14 protein-coding genes and 2 pseudogenes are annotated in these 18,326 nt (G+C 35.9%); 9 read left to right on the top strand and 7 right to left on the bottom strand.

Annotated features, from left to right (window positions below; all coding sequences use genetic code 11):
• Positions 1 to 78 precede the first annotated feature (78 nt).
• Positions 79 to 423, bottom strand: a complete 345-nt coding sequence (locus J2S17_RS28055) for a JAB domain-containing protein (RefSeq protein WP_307480507.1) — start codon at positions 421 to 423, stop codon at positions 79 to 81.
• 575 nt (positions 424 to 998) lie between these two features.
• Between J2S17_RS28055 and J2S17_RS28050 the strand changes: the two genes are divergently transcribed.
• Complete coding sequence (locus J2S17_RS28050; RefSeq protein ID WP_009336476.1) at positions 999 to 3,995, top strand: Tn3 family transposase; 2,997 nt, start codon at positions 999 to 1,001, stop codon at positions 3,993 to 3,995.
• Between the two features lie 56 nt (positions 3,996 to 4,051).
• Positions 4,052 to 4,168: pseudogene (locus J2S17_RS29010) on the top strand (tyrosine-type recombinase/integrase); the annotation flags it as partial.
• A 144-nt stretch (positions 4,169 to 4,312) separates the two neighbouring features.
• On the opposite strand, the gene J2S17_RS28045 reads toward J2S17_RS29010, so the two are convergent.
• Genes J2S17_RS28045 through J2S17_RS28025 form a run of 5 tightly spaced genes read right to left on the bottom strand, consistent with a single transcriptional unit; the run spans position 4,313 to position 11,009 of the window.
• Complete coding sequence (locus J2S17_RS28045; RefSeq protein WP_307480504.1) at positions 4,313 to 5,383, bottom strand: GerAB/ArcD/ProY family transporter; 1,071 nt, start codon at positions 5,381 to 5,383, stop codon at positions 4,313 to 4,315.
• A gap of 33 nt (positions 5,384 to 5,416) precedes the next feature.
• A complete protein-coding gene (locus J2S17_RS28040) occupies positions 5,417 to 6,589 on the bottom strand; it encodes a Ger(x)C family spore germination protein (RefSeq protein ID WP_307480501.1) in 1,173 nt (390 codons plus the stop codon).
• Entirely contained in the window at positions 6,589 to 7,458 is an 870-nt protein-coding gene (locus tag J2S17_RS28035) for a spore germination protein (RefSeq protein WP_307480510.1), read from the bottom strand. Before J2S17_RS28035 ends, J2S17_RS28040 begins: the two co-directional genes overlap by 1 nt.
• A gap of 34 nt (positions 7,459 to 7,492) precedes the next feature.
• The gene (locus J2S17_RS28030; RefSeq protein ID WP_307480498.1) at positions 7,493 to 10,438 is read right to left on the bottom strand and encodes a Tn3 family transposase; all 2,946 of its coding nucleotides are present in this window, start codon (positions 10,436 to 10,438) and stop codon (positions 7,493 to 7,495) included.
• Position 10,439: 1 nt separating this feature from the next.
• Positions 10,440 to 11,009: a recombinase family protein gene (locus J2S17_RS28025; RefSeq protein ID WP_076315855.1), complete on the bottom strand. Its 570-nt coding sequence runs from the start codon at positions 11,007 to 11,009 to the stop codon at positions 10,440 to 10,442.
• Positions 11,010 to 11,368: 359 nt separating this feature from the next.
• Between J2S17_RS28025 and J2S17_RS28020 the strand changes: the two genes are divergently transcribed.
• From J2S17_RS28020 to J2S17_RS28010, 3 genes and pseudogenes are all read left to right on the top strand, one after another.
• The gene (locus tag J2S17_RS28020) at positions 11,369 to 11,965 is read left to right on the top strand and encodes a TetR/AcrR family transcriptional regulator (RefSeq protein WP_071220739.1); all 597 of its coding nucleotides are present in this window, start codon (positions 11,369 to 11,371) and stop codon (positions 11,963 to 11,965) included.
• Between the two features lie 188 nt (positions 11,966 to 12,153).
• Positions 12,154 to 12,822: a YqeB family protein gene (locus J2S17_RS28015; protein WP_071220738.1), complete on the top strand. Its 669-nt coding sequence runs from the start codon at positions 12,154 to 12,156 to the stop codon at positions 12,820 to 12,822.
• Between the two features lie 106 nt (positions 12,823 to 12,928).
• A pseudogene (locus tag J2S17_RS28010) lies at positions 12,929 to 13,234 on the top strand (recombinase family protein); the annotation flags it as partial.
• 33 nt (positions 13,235 to 13,267) lie between these two features.
• On the opposite strand, the gene J2S17_RS28005 reads toward J2S17_RS28010, so the two are convergent.
• A complete protein-coding gene (locus J2S17_RS28005; protein WP_307480496.1) occupies positions 13,268 to 14,695 on the bottom strand; it encodes a primase C-terminal domain-containing protein in 1,428 nt (475 codons plus the stop codon).
• A gap of 690 nt (positions 14,696 to 15,385) precedes the next feature.
• Here J2S17_RS28005 and J2S17_RS28000 point away from each other — a divergent pair.
• The 4 genes from J2S17_RS28000 to J2S17_RS27985 all read left to right on the top strand — a co-directional run.
• Positions 15,386 to 16,555 carry a ParM/StbA family protein gene (locus J2S17_RS28000; protein WP_307480508.1) on the top strand — a complete coding sequence of 390 codons (1,170 nt, stop codon included), beginning with the start codon at positions 15,386 to 15,388 and terminating at the stop codon, positions 16,553 to 16,555.
• Positions 16,539 to 16,964 carry a hypothetical protein gene (locus tag J2S17_RS27995; RefSeq protein WP_307480494.1) on the top strand — a complete coding sequence of 142 codons (426 nt, stop codon included), beginning with the start codon at positions 16,539 to 16,541 and terminating at the stop codon, positions 16,962 to 16,964. The genes J2S17_RS28000 and J2S17_RS27995 overlap by 17 nt, the downstream gene beginning before the upstream one ends.
• A gap of 220 nt (positions 16,965 to 17,184) precedes the next feature.
• The gene (locus J2S17_RS27990) at positions 17,185 to 17,766 is read left to right on the top strand and encodes a DUF3967 domain-containing protein (protein ID WP_307480491.1); all 582 of its coding nucleotides are present in this window, start codon (positions 17,185 to 17,187) and stop codon (positions 17,764 to 17,766) included.
• A gap of 169 nt (positions 17,767 to 17,935) precedes the next feature.
• On the top strand, positions 17,936 to 18,326 hold a 391-nt coding region (locus J2S17_RS27985), incomplete at its 3' end, for a transposase (RefSeq protein WP_307480488.1).

Raw genomic sequence — 18,326 nt, 5'->3', positions numbered from 1 at the left:
ACATACGAATTCATGGGACACTTGGTTATGTAAGTCCAATTGATTATAAACTTGAACACCTTAAAAAAGTTGTCTAGTTTAGTGTTGACATACCATATCCTCTTTGCTGGCTGATGTATTCCCTGATGGATGCTGATGACTAACAATAAAAGATGATGCATTATTTAAGATAGCTGCCTTCATAATTTCCCTTGGATGAATTAAACTAGCATTGAGAGAACCAACACTAGCTCGATGAATGGCGATTACCTGGTGTCTTGTATTCAACATTAATACCAAGAATACTTCTCTATCTTCATGTGCTATGAATGAGCTAATTAATTTCACAACTTTAAATGGAGAGTCAGCGATCCATGACATATGGAATTCATCTATTTCATTTATTTCCTGTTTTATTTTTACTACCTCATAAATTTTATCCATTTCTCATCCTCCTATTTTTTAAGAATATAGCTGAAAAATAGAAGAATAACAAAAGCCCAAATTTCAATTTTAGAATGCCAAAAAGAGTATAAAACTCCCTTTTATACTCTTTTTGGCATTCATTATGAATGTTCATCTACTCAAAAATTAAATTTTAGAATATAAACTGACAATTGTATATTAAATATATCTAGGACCTTTTTCATTTTAGAAGCATGTTATTTTTAAGAACAAAAACCCTTATGTAATATCTTACATAAGGGTTTTTGTTCTTAGTCTATTTAATTAGCATTTAAGGTGATCATAATTTGCCTATATATAAAAGTAAAGAATTATAAGGCGTCCTAAGCTAAAAATGCGAATTTTGTACGCTAAGCAGGAACTTACACCAAAAAGCCGAAGTCCTTTACGCTAAGGATTCGACTTTTTATGAGGGCTTGTTAAATTCTAGCCCTCATTTGTTTAAGGCCTAGTGACAGGGTAGCTGCTCTAGACCGCAAAGTATTGTTTTCATCCTCTAATCAATAGATTACACTCAAAAGAGTGATTATTCTAAAGTTAGGGGAAGGTTATTTATGAAACGAAATTGGAATGAAGATGAGCTACTAGAACATTTTGTAGTACTACCCATTGAAAGAAAGCTAATTGGTAATAAAACAGGGGCAAGTCGTTTAGGATTTGCGATATTATTAAAGTACTTTCAACAAGAGGCTAGATTTCCTTCCAAGAAACAAGATATTCCCAAAGTGGTAGTTGAATTTATAGGGCAGCAATTAGGGTTATCTTCATCACTCTTTGAGGAATATCGTTGGGGAGCAGATGAAAGAAACTTTACTTATCATCGAAAACAAATTAGAGAATTCTTTGATTTTCAAGAACTTACAGCAAAAGATAACGAACTTTTGACAGAGTGGTTAAACGAACAAGTTCAGTTTACACATGATATCGACTATTTAAAAAGTCAGGCATACAGTCTGTTTCGCAAGTGGAAAGTCGAACCTCCTTCAAATGGAAGTTTAAAGCGTATGATCGATTCCTCCATTGACACTTTTGAAAAGGATTTATATCAATCGATTTATCAGCAGCTATCTTCTAGGACTTGTTCGAGATTAGATGCGTTACTGGAATCTTTTACTGATGAAGTAACAGTAGAAGGTTTTGAAGAAGAGTTTCATAAGGAAAAGGAATCAGATATTTTAACTTTTCGGCAACTTTTATCTTCTCCTAGCAAACCAAGTGTAAGTACCATGGAAATGGAAGTTAAAAAATTGTTAGCTATTCGGCACCTACACATTCCTCCAAGATTATTTCATCATTTGACTCCGAAATTAGTAAAGAAATATCGACTCCGTGCAGCTACAGAAACCGTAACAGAATTGCGTGCACACCCTGCACCCATTCGCTATACCCTTCTTGCCATTTTATTTACGCATCGTCATGAAGAAGTCATTGATTATTTAGCTGATTTATTGGATGAAATTACGCATAAATTTGGAAATAAGGCCAAAAATACAACCCGAAAAGAAGCAGTAGAAGAATTAGAAAGAGTCCAAGGAAAAAATAGACATATTGTCAATTTATTAAAAGCAACCGTAGATCACCCAGAAGGGGTCATTCAAGATACTTTATTCCCTATTGTTAGCTCTGATATGATTCGAGATATTATTAAGGACATGACAAAAAATAATCGGGAATACAAAGAAAAAATCTATACAAAAATGCATTCTTCTTACCAAGGGCATTATCGAAAGTCACTTTCTAAAATTTTAAACAACCTTACTTTTCGCTCAAATAATCAATTTCATCAGCCGATTATTAAGGGTATTCAACTCATACGAGAGTATGGAGAAAGTGGGCAACGTTATTTTGCTGCTGGAGATGAAGTTCCCATTGAAGGTGTAATTCAGCCGAAATGGAAAGATGTTATTGTCGAGACAGACAGCAAAGGGATAGAAAGAGTAAATCGAATCAACTATGAAATTGCAGTGATCCAATCGCTTCGCACTCGACTTCGGTGTAAAGAAATTTGGATTGAGGGTGCTGATCGATATCGAAACCCAGATGAAGATCTCCCTCAAGATTTTGAAGAGAACAAGGAAGAATATTTTCAAGCACTGAAAGCACCACTTGATGTAGAGCCTTTTATTGAAGATATTCTACAGTTGATGAAAGATAAACTCCATTTATTGAATCAAGGGCTAGGAGATCATAGTAACGAAAAAGTAGCCATTACTACCAGAAATAATAAAGGATGGATTAGAGTCACTCCACTCGAAAAGCAACCAGAACCTCCACATGTGACGATGCTTAAACAGGAGATTAAGAACCGTTGGACCGACATTAACCTATTGGATTTACTAAAAGAAACAGATTTTCATACGGAGTTTACCAAAAACTTTAAAACCACCGCCAATCGAGAGATTTTAGATCGAGAAACCGTCCAACGAAGGCTTCTTCTAAGTTTATTTGGATTAGGAACGAATACAGGTTTGAAAACAGTTTCTGCTGGAAACCATCTAGATAGTTATCGAGAACTTCGATATATACGCCAAAAATTTATTCATAAGGATCATTTGCGAAAAGCCAACGCCGAGGTTACCAACCATATCATCTACAATCGAATGAAAGAGGTATGGGGAGAAGCTACCACTGCATGTGCTTCCGATTCAAAACATTTTGGCTCTTTTGATCAGAACTTGCTTTCAGAATGGCATCCTCGTTATAAGAAGCATGGAGTCATGATCTATTGGCATACAGATCGAAAATCAGCTTGTATCTATTCTCAGCTTAAGTCCTGCCTTTCTTCTGAGGTGGCAGCAATGATGGAAGGGGTTCTTCGTCACTGTACGGACATGGAGGTTGACAGAAATTATGTCGATACACACGGACAAAGTGTCGTTGCATTTGCTTTTTGTCATCTACTTGGTTTTAAACTGATGCCACGGTTTAAAAATATTGGATCTCAAAAGCTATATCGTCCAGAAGCCGGCATGAATGAGGAATATCCTCACCTACAACAGGTTTTAAGTAGACCGATTAACTGGGATCTTATTCGGCAACAGTATGAACAAATCATTAAGTTTGCAACTGCTCTACGGTTAGGTACTGCTTCTGCCGAATCCATATTAAAGCGATTTACAAGGGATACGAAACATCCAACCTATCAGGCTTTATGTGAATTAGGAAAAGCGATTAAAACGATCTTTTTATGTGATTATTTACACTATGAAGAGATTCGAAGAGAGATCCATGAAGGATTAAATACAGTGGAACAATGGAACTCAGTGAATACTTATATTTTCTATGGGAAAGACAGTGAGATTCGTTCCAATTCGATAGAAGATCAAGAGGTGTCTGCCTTATCACTTCAATTGCTGCAAAATTGCTTAGTCTATATGAATACCTTAATGGTACAAGAGGTTCTTTATGACAACAACCAATATTGGTTGAAGAAAATGACTCCAGAAGATTTTAGGGGATTAACACCTTTATTTTATCATCATGTCAATCCATACGGAACTTTTGAACTCAATATGAATCAGCGAATACCTATTAAGTTGAAGGTGTCGTAGTTTTTTATCATTTTGATCGGTGACAAAAGCCAGCTAATATCCCATCAAGATATTAGCTTGAGGACTTTGAGGTTGATGCGAGAAAAATTCATATACGTGATCGAGGTGAATTGTCCAATCTAGCTGAAATTAAAACGGTATGTAGTCCCCGTAGTATTGATGTATCTGCACAATGATAGGGTGCTTGCCTTGCTTACTTTTTTATCAACTGATAGTTATACTTTTAAAATCATAACTCTGAAAATACCCCCTTATCTAGCAATGATTTTTGCAAAACTTAAGACATAAGGTAAGCATCACTTTTCCCTTTTTGGGAGCTAACTCTGCTTTGTTTTTCCTTTTAAATAAGAGATACCTAGTAACAAAAATGGAATAGGAAACAGGACAATCATATATGCGTAAATATCTAATGTTTTATCTAGCCGAAGATGTTCTTTTGATAAATAGTACGTACCAAGGAATACGAGTAAAACAAACCCCGTAAACCCAAATCGTCTTATCCACTTTGAGGAAACCTTTGATACAGTTATATCATAAGCGATTCGGAAGTATAGACTGCAGCGTATGTATGTCCCTACAGCCATTAATAGTAATCCATAAATATCAAAACGATCAATGAATCCTAAACTAATAATTCGTACTGACTCTAATGCGGGATATACAAAATTATCAGCCTGACCTAATCCGAAAATCGTAATACTACCTATAGTTGTTGAAAACATCATAAGTGCATTTAACAAAATTCCAATACTCCATAGTAAAAACATTCGTTTTTCACGAATGTTTTGAATGGGTAGAAATAAAAGTAGTAATAATTCTACCCATATACTTAAAATTATCAAAGATCCCCATAATATTGGATTCCAACCAAACTCAAATATAGGTTGGAGCTCACTCCAATCTTTCATTGGTCTGTCCAAAATCGTGACTGTATGTCCAGTCGCCATAGCAATTATTGCTAGTATTCCTGCCGTTAATGCAATTCTTTTAATACCTTTTGAAGCTGCATAAACAAAGAATAACAAAAACCAGACCAGTATAGCCAATCGTGGTGTCTCAGGCAAAAAGGCAATGTAGATAAAATCAACTAACAAAGCAAACGAGAAAATTGTTAAAAATAAAAAGTAGATAATGAAAATTATCTTTATCATCACTCCAAAAGGTTTTCCTAATAAATTGTGAAGCATATTAGAAATATTTTGTTTTGGGTATTTAAGTCTCAAACGATAAATGGAGATTGCCAACGTAAATGCTGCCGGAAGTGATATAATTATGGAAATCCAAGCATCTCTCCCAGCAACATCGAGCATTAACGGAAGAATCACGACATGTCCCATGATTGGAAGCGTCATTATTAATAAAAAAAGTGTCTCCCATTTCGTTAACATATCAGTAATCTCCTTCTTCATTGTCCATAGAATCTATCGTTTATAAGGGTTGTTATAAGGCTTTTTGTGATTTTTTTCTACACTTTTATTAATAAGACCTTGATGAGTAATATTTGTATGAACATCAATCATTATATCTGCATTAGAAAAAATCTCATTCCATTCAGATTGGACATTTTTCCATTGTTTTGGATATTTTCTGTAGGTTTCCAGTCCAATTCCTGATATATCAGTCTTTATTACCTTTTGAAGCTTATTCAAAGTTAAACGTACGTATTTTTCAGTCTGATTTGATACTTCTTCTTCAACTTTACTTATCCATTGATCATTTATATTCCTATTCGTAGTATTATCAGCTAAAGTTCCCTCTATCTCGATATTCAGATATGCTTCAAGCTGATTACCATCTAATGTTGGATTTATTTCCGTTTCTAATTTCTTTATCTCTACAGAGATCATCTCCTTGTCATTCAGAGATACAGTTTCACTTCCGCCTTTTACCTTGTTTAAAAGGACATTCAGCCCAACAGTTTCATCTGTATTCAGTTTACCGACCATTTTATAAGTGTTAATAACAGCAGTGCCGTCTATTGAAGTAATTGCTTTACCCTTTTCTTTTCTTGTTCGAATTATCGGCAAATAGGCATTAGGAATAGGGCCCTCAATTAACTTATAAAATTCATACATTTTTACGGATGTAAATTCAGCAATATATTGTGTTTGTTCTAAAGCAGAAACTATTTCTGCCGAAGAAAGATCTTCATAAAGTGTAGAAGTACCCAAAATATCAATTGGATTTTCTTCTGTAATGAAAAGATAACTATTCAAACGAAACATTTGATCGCGTCTGATTTCATCAAGGTAGTCAATAAAATTATCTTTTGCTAATTCCTCACCAATCACCCATAAACGAGTATGCTCAAAATAAAGCCGACGTTTCGCATCTTTTATGAATTCTCTTGCGCCTTGTATCAATGAGTCCGCGTCTCTTTCTAATAGAATATTTTGGCCATTTCCTCCGCCCCCCTCTCCTCCACCTTGTTCACTTGGTCCAGTTGGTTTTATGATTTCGACGCTAATTCGTAATTGTCCGTCAGATTTATCCAACCCTACCCCATGTACAAGTGCTGATTTATCAAGTTCTTGACTACTCCAACAGCCGGTTAATAAAAATAATAATGGGATGATAGTTAGCATCCTTACCATCATTTATCACCTGTTTTAGGTAATGATCTAATTCTAGTCTTACGCTGATTCGGTATACTTTTTGGTCGCTGTTTTTTCCACCTCAACGGCAAACGAATCAGTGAATCTTTCCAATCCTGAAAATAAAAAGGTGCAAATGGCGCCATAAATGGAATCCCAAACGATGTTAAAGAGATCATATGTGTTAATAAACCGAGCATGGCGACAATTAGTCCATATCCCCCGAATAAGCTACTAGCAATAAATAATCCTATCCTAAGAAGTGCGGTGACGTCTGCAATTGGGGTGATAACAAAGGCAGCAATGTACGATATGGATACAACAATAATGGTCGGTGCACCAACAAGTCCGGCTGAGACTGAGACTTGTCCCAGAATCAAAGCACCAACAATACTTAACGCTGAGCCAATTTGTTGAGGAAGTCTGACACCAGCCTCACGGACAACTTCAAACATTAAAATCATCATGGCAATTTCCATTGCTAGAGGGAATGGGACCGTCTCTCGCGCTTGAATAATAGGGACAATCATATCAGATGGAATCATCACCTTATGAAAATTAATAGCTGCAATATAAATGCCTGGTAAAGAAATACTGATTACAAATGACACGAAACGCAGCATTCGAATGAAGGAACTATAATAGGGTCGAGAACTGTAATCTTCTATACTTTTTATATTTTCAAGAAATAGGGATGGAACAAACAAACTGACCGAATCCCCATTTACAATGATCACAATTCTTCCTTCCATTAATAAGGCTGAAGCTTTGTCAGGACGTTCTGTATTTCCAATCGTAGGGAAGATTGAAAAGGGATGGTCTTCGATGAATTGTTCGATAAGGAACTTTTCAGAAGGTAAAACCCTGATTTTTCTACGCTAAGCAGAAAAATCAGGGTTTTATTTATGTTCTGAGTGGACGTAGGGAATGAAAGGTCGAAATCTCAGGTTTAAATGAATATTCACCTAGAAAGTTTATGTGTTTCCATCCTAATGGTGATATGTGTGGAAGCAATTTCTCTTGATATTTTCCTGTAGTTTTAAAATGTTCAATTGCTTGTGATAGATACACGGTATTCCAAATACTAATAGCATTAATAATGAGGTTTAAGGCGCTGGCACGCTGCAACTGATCTTGTAGTGCTCTTTCTCTAAGTTCCCCATGTTTCCCAAAGAAAATAGCTCGTGCCAAGGCATTCATGGCTTCACCTTTATTTAATCCACGTTGGATTCTCCGACGTAATGTTTCGCTAGAAATGTAGTCTAATATAAACAAAGTTTTATCAATACGTCCCATCTCTCTTAGTGTAGTAGCAAGGCTATTTTGACGAGAATAAGAACCTAATTTCCCCATAATGAGAGAGGCAGATACCGTTCCTTTACGAATGGAATGTGCCAACCTTAATACATCATCATAATTTTCCTGAATGATCTTGGTGTTAATTCTTCCACGTAGCAACTTCTCCATTTCTGGATATTGGTCGGGCTTTTCAAATGAGTAAAGTTTTGAATCTGCAAGGTCTCGTAATCTTGGGGCAAACCGAAACCCTAACAAATTAGTTAGTCCGAATACTTGATCTGTATAACCGGCTGTGTCTGTATAATGTTCTTTAATATGCAAGTCGGTTTCATGATGCAATAAACCATCTATAACATGAACAGCGTCTCTTGCGTTTGTATTAATCACTTTCGTATAGAAGCTAGAAAATTGGTCACTAACAAAGCGATAAATGGTTGCTCCTTTTCCCGTTCCATAATGTGGATTTGCATCAGCGTGTAAGGATGAAACTCCTACTTGAACACGCATTCCATCTGAAGAAGAAGATGTACCATCTCCCCAGTACGACGACAAGCTTAACTGATGCTGAAAATTCACCATAATGGCTTGTGCTTTATTCATGGCATCTTCATATAAACGCCACTGTGAGGCTGTGGACATTTGCCGGTATGAAACTCCTTGTGTCGCTTCTGCCATCTTAGTAAGACCGATATTTGTTCCCATAGCCATAATCGCTGCCATGATCGCTGGCTTTTCTTCTTCTTTTGGAGGATGCAGTGTAGAAGCATGAAGAAACTGCTTGTCGAATCCCGTCCAACTTGCTACTTCCATAAGCAAATCTGTCAGCTTCACACGAGGTATCAGTTGATATAGAGATAAACTATATTCTCGTGCTTTTTCTGGAACGTTTTTCTCCAAACGATGGACATGCAGCCGTCCATCCTCAAAATTAACCCCATCTAATTCTGTGATATTCGCTTTAATCCATTCAAGCCGATTATGTAATACATCCATTTTTCCTTTTAAGTATTCATCAACAGAAGGTGGTGCGGTAAGTTCATTAAGCTGCTTGTTTTGCTCCCATGTTTCTTTTGTCACTAAATAATTATCAAAATCTTGATGCTGACGACTTCCTTTAATAGAAACGTTACCTGAGCGTACAAGATTTCTTAACTCGGTAAGAACAGACATCTCATAGTATTGGCGATTTATATTCCCGTCATCATCATAAACGTGCTTTTGCCAGCGATTCGAGATAAAGTCCAAAGGAGCACCTTCTGGAACCTTTCGTTTATTATTTCTGTTCATCTCTTTAATGGTCTCAATAGCTTGAAGCAATGGCTCTCCTGATTTTGTAGAAGTGAATTCCAAGGCTTCTAACAATGTTGGGGTATATTTACGTAAGTAGTTAAAGCGAAATTTTAGTAAGTCTAAGTAATCGTAATCCATTGGGCGTGACAATTGCTTCGCCTCTTCTATTGAGTTTACGAAGTCCTCCCAAGGCATAATAGCTTCTAATGCTTCAAATGGGTCCTTCCCTTGTTCTTTTGCTTGAATCAATGCTGATCCCAAATCTGCAAAGTGAATAACCTTTTCATTAACTGATTTACCATTTAACCTCTGAATCTCTTCTTGAGCTTTACGTCCCTTTGATAACAATAAGCTGATTTGCCGATCATGTATCTCAAAGGCATGATCAGTAAGGTTTTGGCTAAGTTGTAGGAGATGTAAAATTAAAAGTGTAAATTTCTTATTCTCTTTAAATCTACGGAATGAACGGGGTTCATATTTGGAACCCAATCGTGCTAACTGTAAGACCCTATTTGGATGAATTTCTTTAATATCCACATTAAGTTGCAAAGTTCGTATGACTTGAAGACGTTTTATAACCTTTAAGAAGGCATCTGGAGAAGATTGACCGGGAACTTCTCGTAACCAAGCAAGGGGTGTCTTTGAATAGGTGGAACTTACATCAAGTAAGTGATCTAACTTTGGTTTTTGAGATTCATTTAATGTAGAGCTGATAGATTTAAAAATTCGTTCTTCTGCCCGTTGACGAGCCTCCCATACAATTCTTTCTATTGTTGTCATAGCTGGCAAAATTACTTTTTGTCTTCGCAATTCCTTAATTGTTGAGCGAATCAAGTAATCTGTATTCCCGTTCCCAAGAGCGTGTTGAAGAGTATATTGTGCAATTATTCGATACATCCCAAAGGATAAATTTTGGTAGCCATAATGCTGTCGAAGTTCCTCTAGGTGTTCATTTCGAGTTGCTACCCGTTTTGCATACTGTGTATATTCTTGTGGGGAGACATCAATTTGTTTCGCAATATAATCGAGTATTTGGTTGGGAATGTCTTTAATCTGAAATAAAGTCCAACCCGGATACCGAAGAACTGCAAGTTGTAAGGCAATCCCTAAGCGATTATGGTCTCTTCGATGCTTATTAATAAATGCAAGATCTTCTGTGGTAAAAGTATAGTGCATTTCCATATCATGCTCAGTCATATCATCAGGAATAGACATAAACATATTTCGCTGATCAAGGGTTAATAGTTCTTTCCCTCTCATGTTACACCTCCTCGCTGGATAGCCCTTTCTTTCCCAAGTAACGATATAGCGTTGTTGCTCCTATTCCTGTGGCTTCTTTAATTTGAGATAAGGAGTAGTCTTTACTTTCATACATCTTCATGGCAAGCATAATTTTTTTTGATTCAACCTTCGGTCTACCTCCATTTCTTCCCCTAGATCTAGCTGCCACCAACCCATCTTTCGTTCGTTCACTAATGATATCCCGTTCTAATTCAGCTATGCTAGCCAACATTCTGAAAAAGAATCGCCCCATAGCTGTTGTTGTGTCAATTTTATCCTGAATAGACGCGAAATGGATTCCTTTTGCTTCAAACTGTTCCATGAGTTCGATTAAATGTTTGGTACTCCGACTGATACGATCTAATTTATAGACAACTACTGTGTCACCCTTACGTAATACTTTAAGAAGCTCCTCCAACTGCGGGCGATTTTTCCTTTTACCAGATTCTTTTTCTTCAAAAGTTTCGTCCACTCCATGACGATCCAATGCATCAAGTTGTAATGATAATGACTGATCTTGCGTACTCACACGTGCATAACCAAATTTCAATTTGAAACTCCCCTTTCCATACAAATTAATTATACCAAAAAGGGGGTTAAGGCTGATGTATTGGTATTCTGTTTTTGGTTATAGTTTTGGGTATGTATTTTAGCACTATTTGAGACTTTTAAAGACGCTCACTCACCATAACCATAAACGGTCGTTTATGGTTGTTGTTTTTTAACAAGAAAATAGATATTTCTGTTAAAAATAGATAAGAGAATGTGAAAAAGGTGTATTTAAACTAACTAGGCAGGATAGTCGAATTCTTAGTGTTGACAGGAATAAGAAGTTTGTATTAAAATAAAAATTGATTGAAAGACCAATTTAAAAATTGAATAACCAATATAAACGAGAGGAAGACCCTGATGGAAAACAAACAATCTTTTATTGCTGAAGCACGAAGAGAACAGATTATTCAAGCTTGTATTGATACACTCGATGAACTTGGCTATACAAATGTCAGTTTAACTAAAGTCGCTAAAAAGGCAAAAGTGAGTACAGGATTAATTTCGTATCATTTTTCTGGCAAAATGGATTTAATCAATCAAACCTTAGTGCATTTATTTAACAAAAAATTGGATTTTATTAGTGGGAAGGTTGTTCGAGAAGAAACGGCTATTTCACAATTAAAAGCATATATTGAAGCTAGTTTGGCTTACCAAGTGGCTAATTATAAAAATAATATCGCATTGATTGAAATTGTCTTTAACGCTAAAGACGAAGAAGGAGTGCCTTACTATAAAGCTGATGATGACGAGGAAGATCTGTTAAATGTATTGCTCAAAGAGATTTTATTAGAGGGACAAAAGAAACAAGAGTTTTCTAATGAATTTGATGTAGAAATGATCTGTGTTCTGATTCAAGGTGCAATAGAAGAAAGTATGCTTAAAAATAGGGCTTCCTTTAGTCTTGAGAAGTATAGGGATGATTTAACTAGAGTAATAACAAAAATAGTTATGTAACATCAAAAGGTCTATTTCCCTTTAATTAGAATAATTGATGGTTGAATAAGGATATATATTTATGCGTATTTGTTGTTTGATAATTATTATTTTCATTTGTATTGAATATTTTTGTCAGAATTTCAAGATACTCTAAACATCTTAATTCAACTATTTTTAACTATAAAGTCTCGGAGGTAACAATCCCAATGAAAAATACATCCACAATTGGTATGGGTTTCTTGGAAAAATTGATTGCAGTATTATTTCCTATTGTTTTAGGAACGATAGGTTGGTTTCTTCCAAAGTTGTTGGAATTCGTAAAAAGAATATCTTTCTTTTCTGATTCAAAAGTCATTGAACTTTTGGATGCATTCAACCCTTTTTGGGTGTCTATTATCTTGATGTTCGTAGGTGTAGTTATAGGTGTTCTTTTATCACTAACAGTTTATAGTGAAGCACTAAAAATGAGCATAAGCGATCAAGAAATATTGATCAATAAAGATGATAAAGAAAAGATAATTAGAAAATCTGAGGTAAAAGAAATCTTTATGGAAGATAATAATGTCGTAATTACTGGAAATAAAGGTCAAGAACTTTTGAGTGAAAAGACGGATATTAAGAAGGAAAAAATACGAGAAATCTTTCTGTATCATCATTACCTTTGGTGTGAACAGGACCCTTATGTAGATGAATTCAAACTTTGGGCCCTAGAAGATCATTTACTTGGGGAGAACACCAATTCAATCTTATATGAACGTAGAAATGCAATTAGAGAAGGAGATAAGAAAAAGGCAAAAAATTTAAAAATGGATTTAAATGAGCTAGGGGTAGTTGTGAAAGATCAGGGTAAGGATCAATATGTACGAAAGATTTAACTAAACAAGCCAAATTTAAAAAAGTCGGTTCCTTAGCGTATAGGAATTCGACTTTTTAGGTTGCAATTTGCTTAGCGTATAATATATGCGTTTTGTCGACATGACCCCTTTAAAAGAAAATATGGATACAAGAACCTCTACAGGCAAAGCCATGTTCCAAATGATGTGTGTCATTGCAGAATTAGAAAGAAACCTTATTGCTGAGAGAGTAAAGGAAGGACTTGAAGCAAGTAAAAGGCGTGGGAAAACATTAGGTAGACCCAAGTTGGATAAAGAAAAGCTTGCTGTTGCGCTAAGGATGTATGATAGTGAGGAATATTCCATAAAGGAGATTGTCTCGGCAACTGGAATATCACAAGGTTCCTTATACAGAGCAGTCAATAGAAGAAAGCTTGAAGAACTAAAAAAATAGGATTTTATTACTTCTCCAAAGTTACTTTGCGGTCTACAGCAGGAACCCTGTCACTAGGCCTAAAAGAAGAAGTCGTTTAAAAAGCATAGATCGACTGGCCACTTTCGTGACAGCTGCACGCCCTTGTCCAATGCTACGCTTTATGATTTTTTTTGATCGCTTTAAAACCTCTTTAAGCGACGATACAGCCATCCCGAACGTTTCTGCGAGCATCTTTAAAGAACCCTCTAAAAACGCCATTTCTGGGCTTGTATGGGTTTCTAAATAAGCAAGAATGTCTTCTTCTCGTTCTTCATAATGAGAGCGCACCCGTTCTTCACGAGGCTTTTTAAATTTATACCAGCCTTCCCTTCCTGAAAATTGAGCTTGACCATCTGTCCATAACTCCAACAATCCCTCTACATATGTACGTTTTGCACCCTTATATTTACCTGAATAAGCACTTTTTAAAATGCGCTCAAATTCATTTTTTGATAGTGGTTGCTCTAAATTACTATTGAATTGATCCAACTCGTCATAAGCTTCTTCTAACGGTTTTCCACTGGCATAATTGGCAATCGCTAAAGTTAAAATCGCATTGTTACGACTAGCTCCATGATGTCCTTTCTGAATATCAGTTGCACGGATCAAAGCATGATACCAGTCTGAAGACGTTTGATCGAATGCTCCAGCATTCTTGTCGTAAATAACATGTAAGGAAGCTCTTTTATTTTGTTCTTCATACTGTTTGGACCATTTTAGCAATTGACTTGTACTTGCTGGCTCATCATAAAAATCAAGTGTATTATCTTCTCTTGGAATACGATAAAAGCCAAATGGTACACACCCTGTATCCACTGAAACGTACTTGCTTAATGCTTTCCGAATATTATCTGACAAGCGTTCTGCTACTCTCAAAGATTTGTACTCTTTGTTATTATTTATATAAAACGGCGTGTCCAGGACAAAAAATGCCTGGAATCCTCTTGGTGTTTCCAGTAGCAAGTTTAGTCGTGGTAGACCTAATTCTTCACATCCCAAATAAAGGGCGTACAGATCAACATTCTTGGTATCAATATCAAACCCAATAACATTAATTTGCTTCAAGTTTTCGCGTGTATGTCCTTTAATATGCCGTTTTTTGAAATTATAATAGGTACCTCCCCGGTATGTATTTGGGGTCCAATGAGACAGCTCAAGCACCTTCTCATGAAGCGTTTCGTAAGAAGTGACAACAATACCCTTCCCCTCTGCTAAATCAGCCTTACAAGGCGAAACAAAGACAACTCCCTTTTTATAAGGATTTAATTTTTCGGACTTCTCGTAAGCTACCAATTTATCTAATGGTGCATGTGAACCTTTCTTTTTATATAAAGAAAGACTGTTATGGGTCATAAATTGCATGACTTCCACTGGCATCCATTTTGAATTACGCTTGGGGTTATTTCTAGTCTCTTGGACTATGGTTTTTTCAGCTTCCATTTGGCTTCTCCTTCCAAAACAAAAAGACCGCCACAAGCTAATGCCCGTGCCGGTCTAGAAAAGTTTGCTTTGATAGAAAAATGCCGAATTTTGCAAGAGTTTTACGAATTATTCCAACTCAAAATTACTTGCAAAAAAGGTATACATAAGATATTATAAGGTAAACATATCTTATGTATTAATTATGATGTTTTAAAAGCATCATGATTTCACTTTATCAAAGCTAGCGTTCCTTGGCCGGGGGCTAGCTAAGCTTTTCGAAGAGCGTTGTTTCCAGCAACGCTCTTTTACTTTGCCTTTTTGTTCTATTTGATTTTCATTATTTAAATCTATAATTTATGTAGGACGATCTACGAATCTATTGTTTAATTAATCTTGTAAATATTAGAAACTATTTTCACTATACAGAAATCTATTTGAATTGTCTAGTAGGGTTAGATGGATTAGCCTACACTTCACCTTATGCTCTATTCGCTTTAAAAATGCGAATAGGGCTTTTTTTATATTTCTAATATGCGCATAAAATGCGCCTTTTATATACCTATATGACATACAAAAAACAGAAAAAATCTAAAATATATACACATATTGTGCGCACAAACTACGCAAAATATATTGCCATCATATTAAATTGGGTGTATAATATAACTAAGAAAGTTAAAAATTACTAAATTATAAGGAGTGTATTTTATAATGACGATTTTTAAAGCTGGTGCTGATGCAGGAAATAACGGGTTAAAACTTTGGGTGAAAAATTCCGATCCTATTACAATTCCAACTGTTTATTCTCTTTATATGGGCGAAACAACTGAACTCATGGACATGGACGATATTCCAGCAAAGGATTTGATTAATAATATTGATGTAACCATTGATTCAAAAGCCGTTACTTTTAACAGCCAACGTTACGTGATCGGCGAAAAAGTACTAAATGATAATCTTCAAGCTGTAGAATTAGAAAAAAAATCAGATAAATCAAAAGATGAAATCCCTGTGATTGTTACACTTGCTGGGCTAGCCATCGATGCAATGAAAAGGGAATACGACAAAGACAAGATTGAAGTTACTTATGATCTTTCAGTAGCTTTGCCTGTCAGTACTATTTCACAAGCTAACGCAAAAGCAAACTCGGATCGATTCATGGGAACCCATGAAGTCACTTTTCACCATCCATCAGGCAGAAATGTTAAAGTCATTATTAAAATTGATTACTGCAAATGCCTTCCTGAAGGTGCAGCTGCGGCTTGGGGCGTTGTTTTTGATGAAACAGGAAAGGTAATCGAACGAAAAGTTGAAGTTGGCGAAACAATCATAAAAGTAGACTTCCAAAACAAAACATTGCTACACTTTGATATTGGAGCTGGCACTACAGAAGTGGTTGTTACTGAAGGGGTTAAATTCAATCCAAAGGTTTCTTCAGGATTAAATTATGGGGTAAAACAAACAATCCTTGAAATAATAAAGCGCTGGAATCGTAAATACCCTCTTAAATCGATTGATAGCATGGCTGAATTTAACGAAATCTATTTTGACTCTGAACATGCTCGACATAATCTTTTGAAAAACGAATCCCAAACAGGTATGTTGCAGCTTGCACAACAAATTAGCAGCGTAATCATTGATAAAATTGACGATTTAAAAGATGATCCATATGTTTTCATTTACGGTGGCGGCGCAGCTGTCTTAAAAGATTACCTTCAAAAAATACTTAACACAAAAGGACGCACAACAAATGTAACCTTTTTATCTGAACCTATGTTTGTCAATGCACGCGGCTTGCTCGTTTATACTTGTTCACCACGCTATGAACAGCAAAAAGAAAAGGAATTAGGTGTTGCAGCTAATGGCACGAAATCGTAAGAAAGACTATGCACAAGGGGATCGCATCAATATTTACATAAGTCGTGATGTACCCCCTGAATTTATGGAATGGATAAATAAGCAATCAGACTTATCAAGCTTCTTCTTATATGCAGCTCAAAAACTCTATCAACAAACAGGTTTTATCGATGTTTCAGAAATCATGCCAAGAAAGATTAATTTTGATCTTTCTTCGCTTGATAAATCACCTGCACTTGCTCCTAAAACATACGAAGAAGAAAAAATAGAACCTGAAGAAACACTTACACCAGCAGCCAGTCAGGATGACCCTGAAGAATCTCTTCTAAAAGAAACTGACGATCCTGACGATCCTGAAGAACCTGAAGAAGAGAAGAAAAAAGAAGCATGGGCCAATCTTGATCAATTAGACGATGATCCTTTTGCTTAATGACTTTCCCACCTTAAAGGTGGTTTTTTTTTGCTTCAGCAACAAAACTAGACAAGGCTCGATAAAGGATAATTATTTTTACACACCGAATTTTTAACATAGGAAACTAACATGTTTGGAAACCCCATTGAATCTCTTCACATAACTTCAAAATGGCTTTTACTAGTACTTCTTTTTTTTCACACATGTTCAAACCTATCTTGAAAGGGTGATCGAAAACATGAACGAATCTGAAAACCAACGTTCAAACAACAATGACGAAAACCTTGATGAACTACGCCTAACCGTCAAAGAAGCTGCTAATTATATTAATGAAAGTCCTGGTGTGATTCGGAACTGGATGCGTGAATTAAAACCACACATTCTCACTATACAGGGCGAAAATGGTTATCATTATTTTGATAAACCAGCAATAGAAAGATTACTATTGATTAGACAGTTAAGCCGTGATCAAAATTACTCCATTAAACAAATTGAATACCACTTTGCTACAGGCGGAAAACCTGTTAGACCTGAACCTAACGCTGAAGCATCTGATTTAATCCTAAAGAATTTAAAAGTTATTAAAGATCAATTGGAACTTCAGAAGGAATTTAATGCAACCTTAGTCCAACAGTTAAAAAAACAGCAACAGCACATGGATACGCAGCAGCAATATATCACGGAATCTCTTAATAAACGTGACGAACAGCTTTTATTGGCTTTTAAGGAATCTCAACAAGCCCGACAGGAAGCAGCTGCTACAAAAGAAGAAGTAAGCGAAAAGAAAGGATTTTTTGCACGTATGTTTTCAAAAGATTAATGAACAAAAAGAAAGCGTGTTTTGAAGAAAAGATTGATCAAAACACGCTCTTAATATATTCAATTAGGGAGTGTAAGATAAACTGTGTAAGTAAAAGAGCGTACGACTTTTACTGCACAGTTTATTTGTTTTTGGTAGGATAAAGAGAATAAGAATGGGAGGTTTTTACATGTCTAAAACTAAGCGTGACCCTCAGTCCGTTGAGTTAGCTAACCTCATCTTAGAGAAATATCAACCGAAGACGGTGGATGAAATGCAAAAGGCGTTAAATGATATCTTTGGCCCAATGTTTGAATCCATGTTAAAAGGCGAAATGAATCACCATTTAGGTTATGATTCAAATGATAAAAGCGAGAAGTCTACGACAAATAGACGGAATGGCTATGGAAAGAAAATGCTTAAGACAAGCTCTGGGGAAGTCAATATACAAGTTCCGAGAGATCGTGAATCGACATTTGAACCGCAGCTTATTCCGAAACGAAAAAGAGACGTTTCTGCCATTGAAGATAAGGTATTAGCTATGTATGCACGCGGGATGTCCCAACGTGATATTTCCTCCA

Origin of the sequence: Cytobacillus purgationiresistens, assembly GCF_030813235.1 — a bacterium.
Lineage (GTDB): Bacteria > Bacillota > Bacilli > Bacillales > Cytobacillaceae > Cytobacillus > Cytobacillus purgationiresistens.
The sequence above is the reverse complement of the archived record's forward strand: the minus strand, read 5'-3'. Positions and strand labels throughout refer to the sequence as shown.

What these genes read in the sequence shown, in the direction of transcription:
- J2S17_RS28005 (WP_307480496.1), bottom strand. Translation starts at nt 14,695, where the DNA reads ATGGAAGCTGAAAAAACCATAGTCCAAGAGACTAGAAATAACCCCAAG.
- J2S17_RS28040 (WP_307480501.1), bottom strand. Translation starts at nt 6,589, where the DNA reads ATGGTAAGGATGCTAACTATCATCCCATTATTATTTTTATTAACCGGC.
- J2S17_RS28055 (WP_307480507.1), bottom strand. Translation starts at nt 423, where the DNA reads ATGGATAAAATTTATGAGGTAGTAAAAATAAAACAGGAAATAAATGAA.
- J2S17_RS28030 (WP_307480498.1), bottom strand. Translation starts at nt 10,438, where the DNA reads ATGAGAGGGAAAGAACTATTAACCCTTGATCAGCGAAATATGTTTATG.
- J2S17_RS27990 (WP_307480491.1), top strand. Translation starts at nt 17,185, where the DNA reads ATGAACGAATCTGAAAACCAACGTTCAAACAACAATGACGAAAACCTT.
- J2S17_RS28015 (WP_071220738.1), top strand. Translation starts at nt 12,154, where the DNA reads ATGAAAAATACATCCACAATTGGTATGGGTTTCTTGGAAAAATTGATT.
- J2S17_RS28020 (WP_071220739.1), top strand. Translation starts at nt 11,369, where the DNA reads ATGGAAAACAAACAATCTTTTATTGCTGAAGCACGAAGAGAACAGATT.
- J2S17_RS28045 (WP_307480504.1), bottom strand. Translation starts at nt 5,383, where the DNA reads ATGTTAACGAAATGGGAGACACTTTTTTTATTAATAATGACGCTTCCA.
- J2S17_RS27995 (WP_307480494.1), top strand. Translation starts at nt 16,539, where the DNA reads ATGGCACGAAATCGTAAGAAAGACTATGCACAAGGGGATCGCATCAAT.
- J2S17_RS28050 (WP_009336476.1), top strand. Translation starts at nt 999, where the DNA reads ATGAAACGAAATTGGAATGAAGATGAGCTACTAGAACATTTTGTAGTA.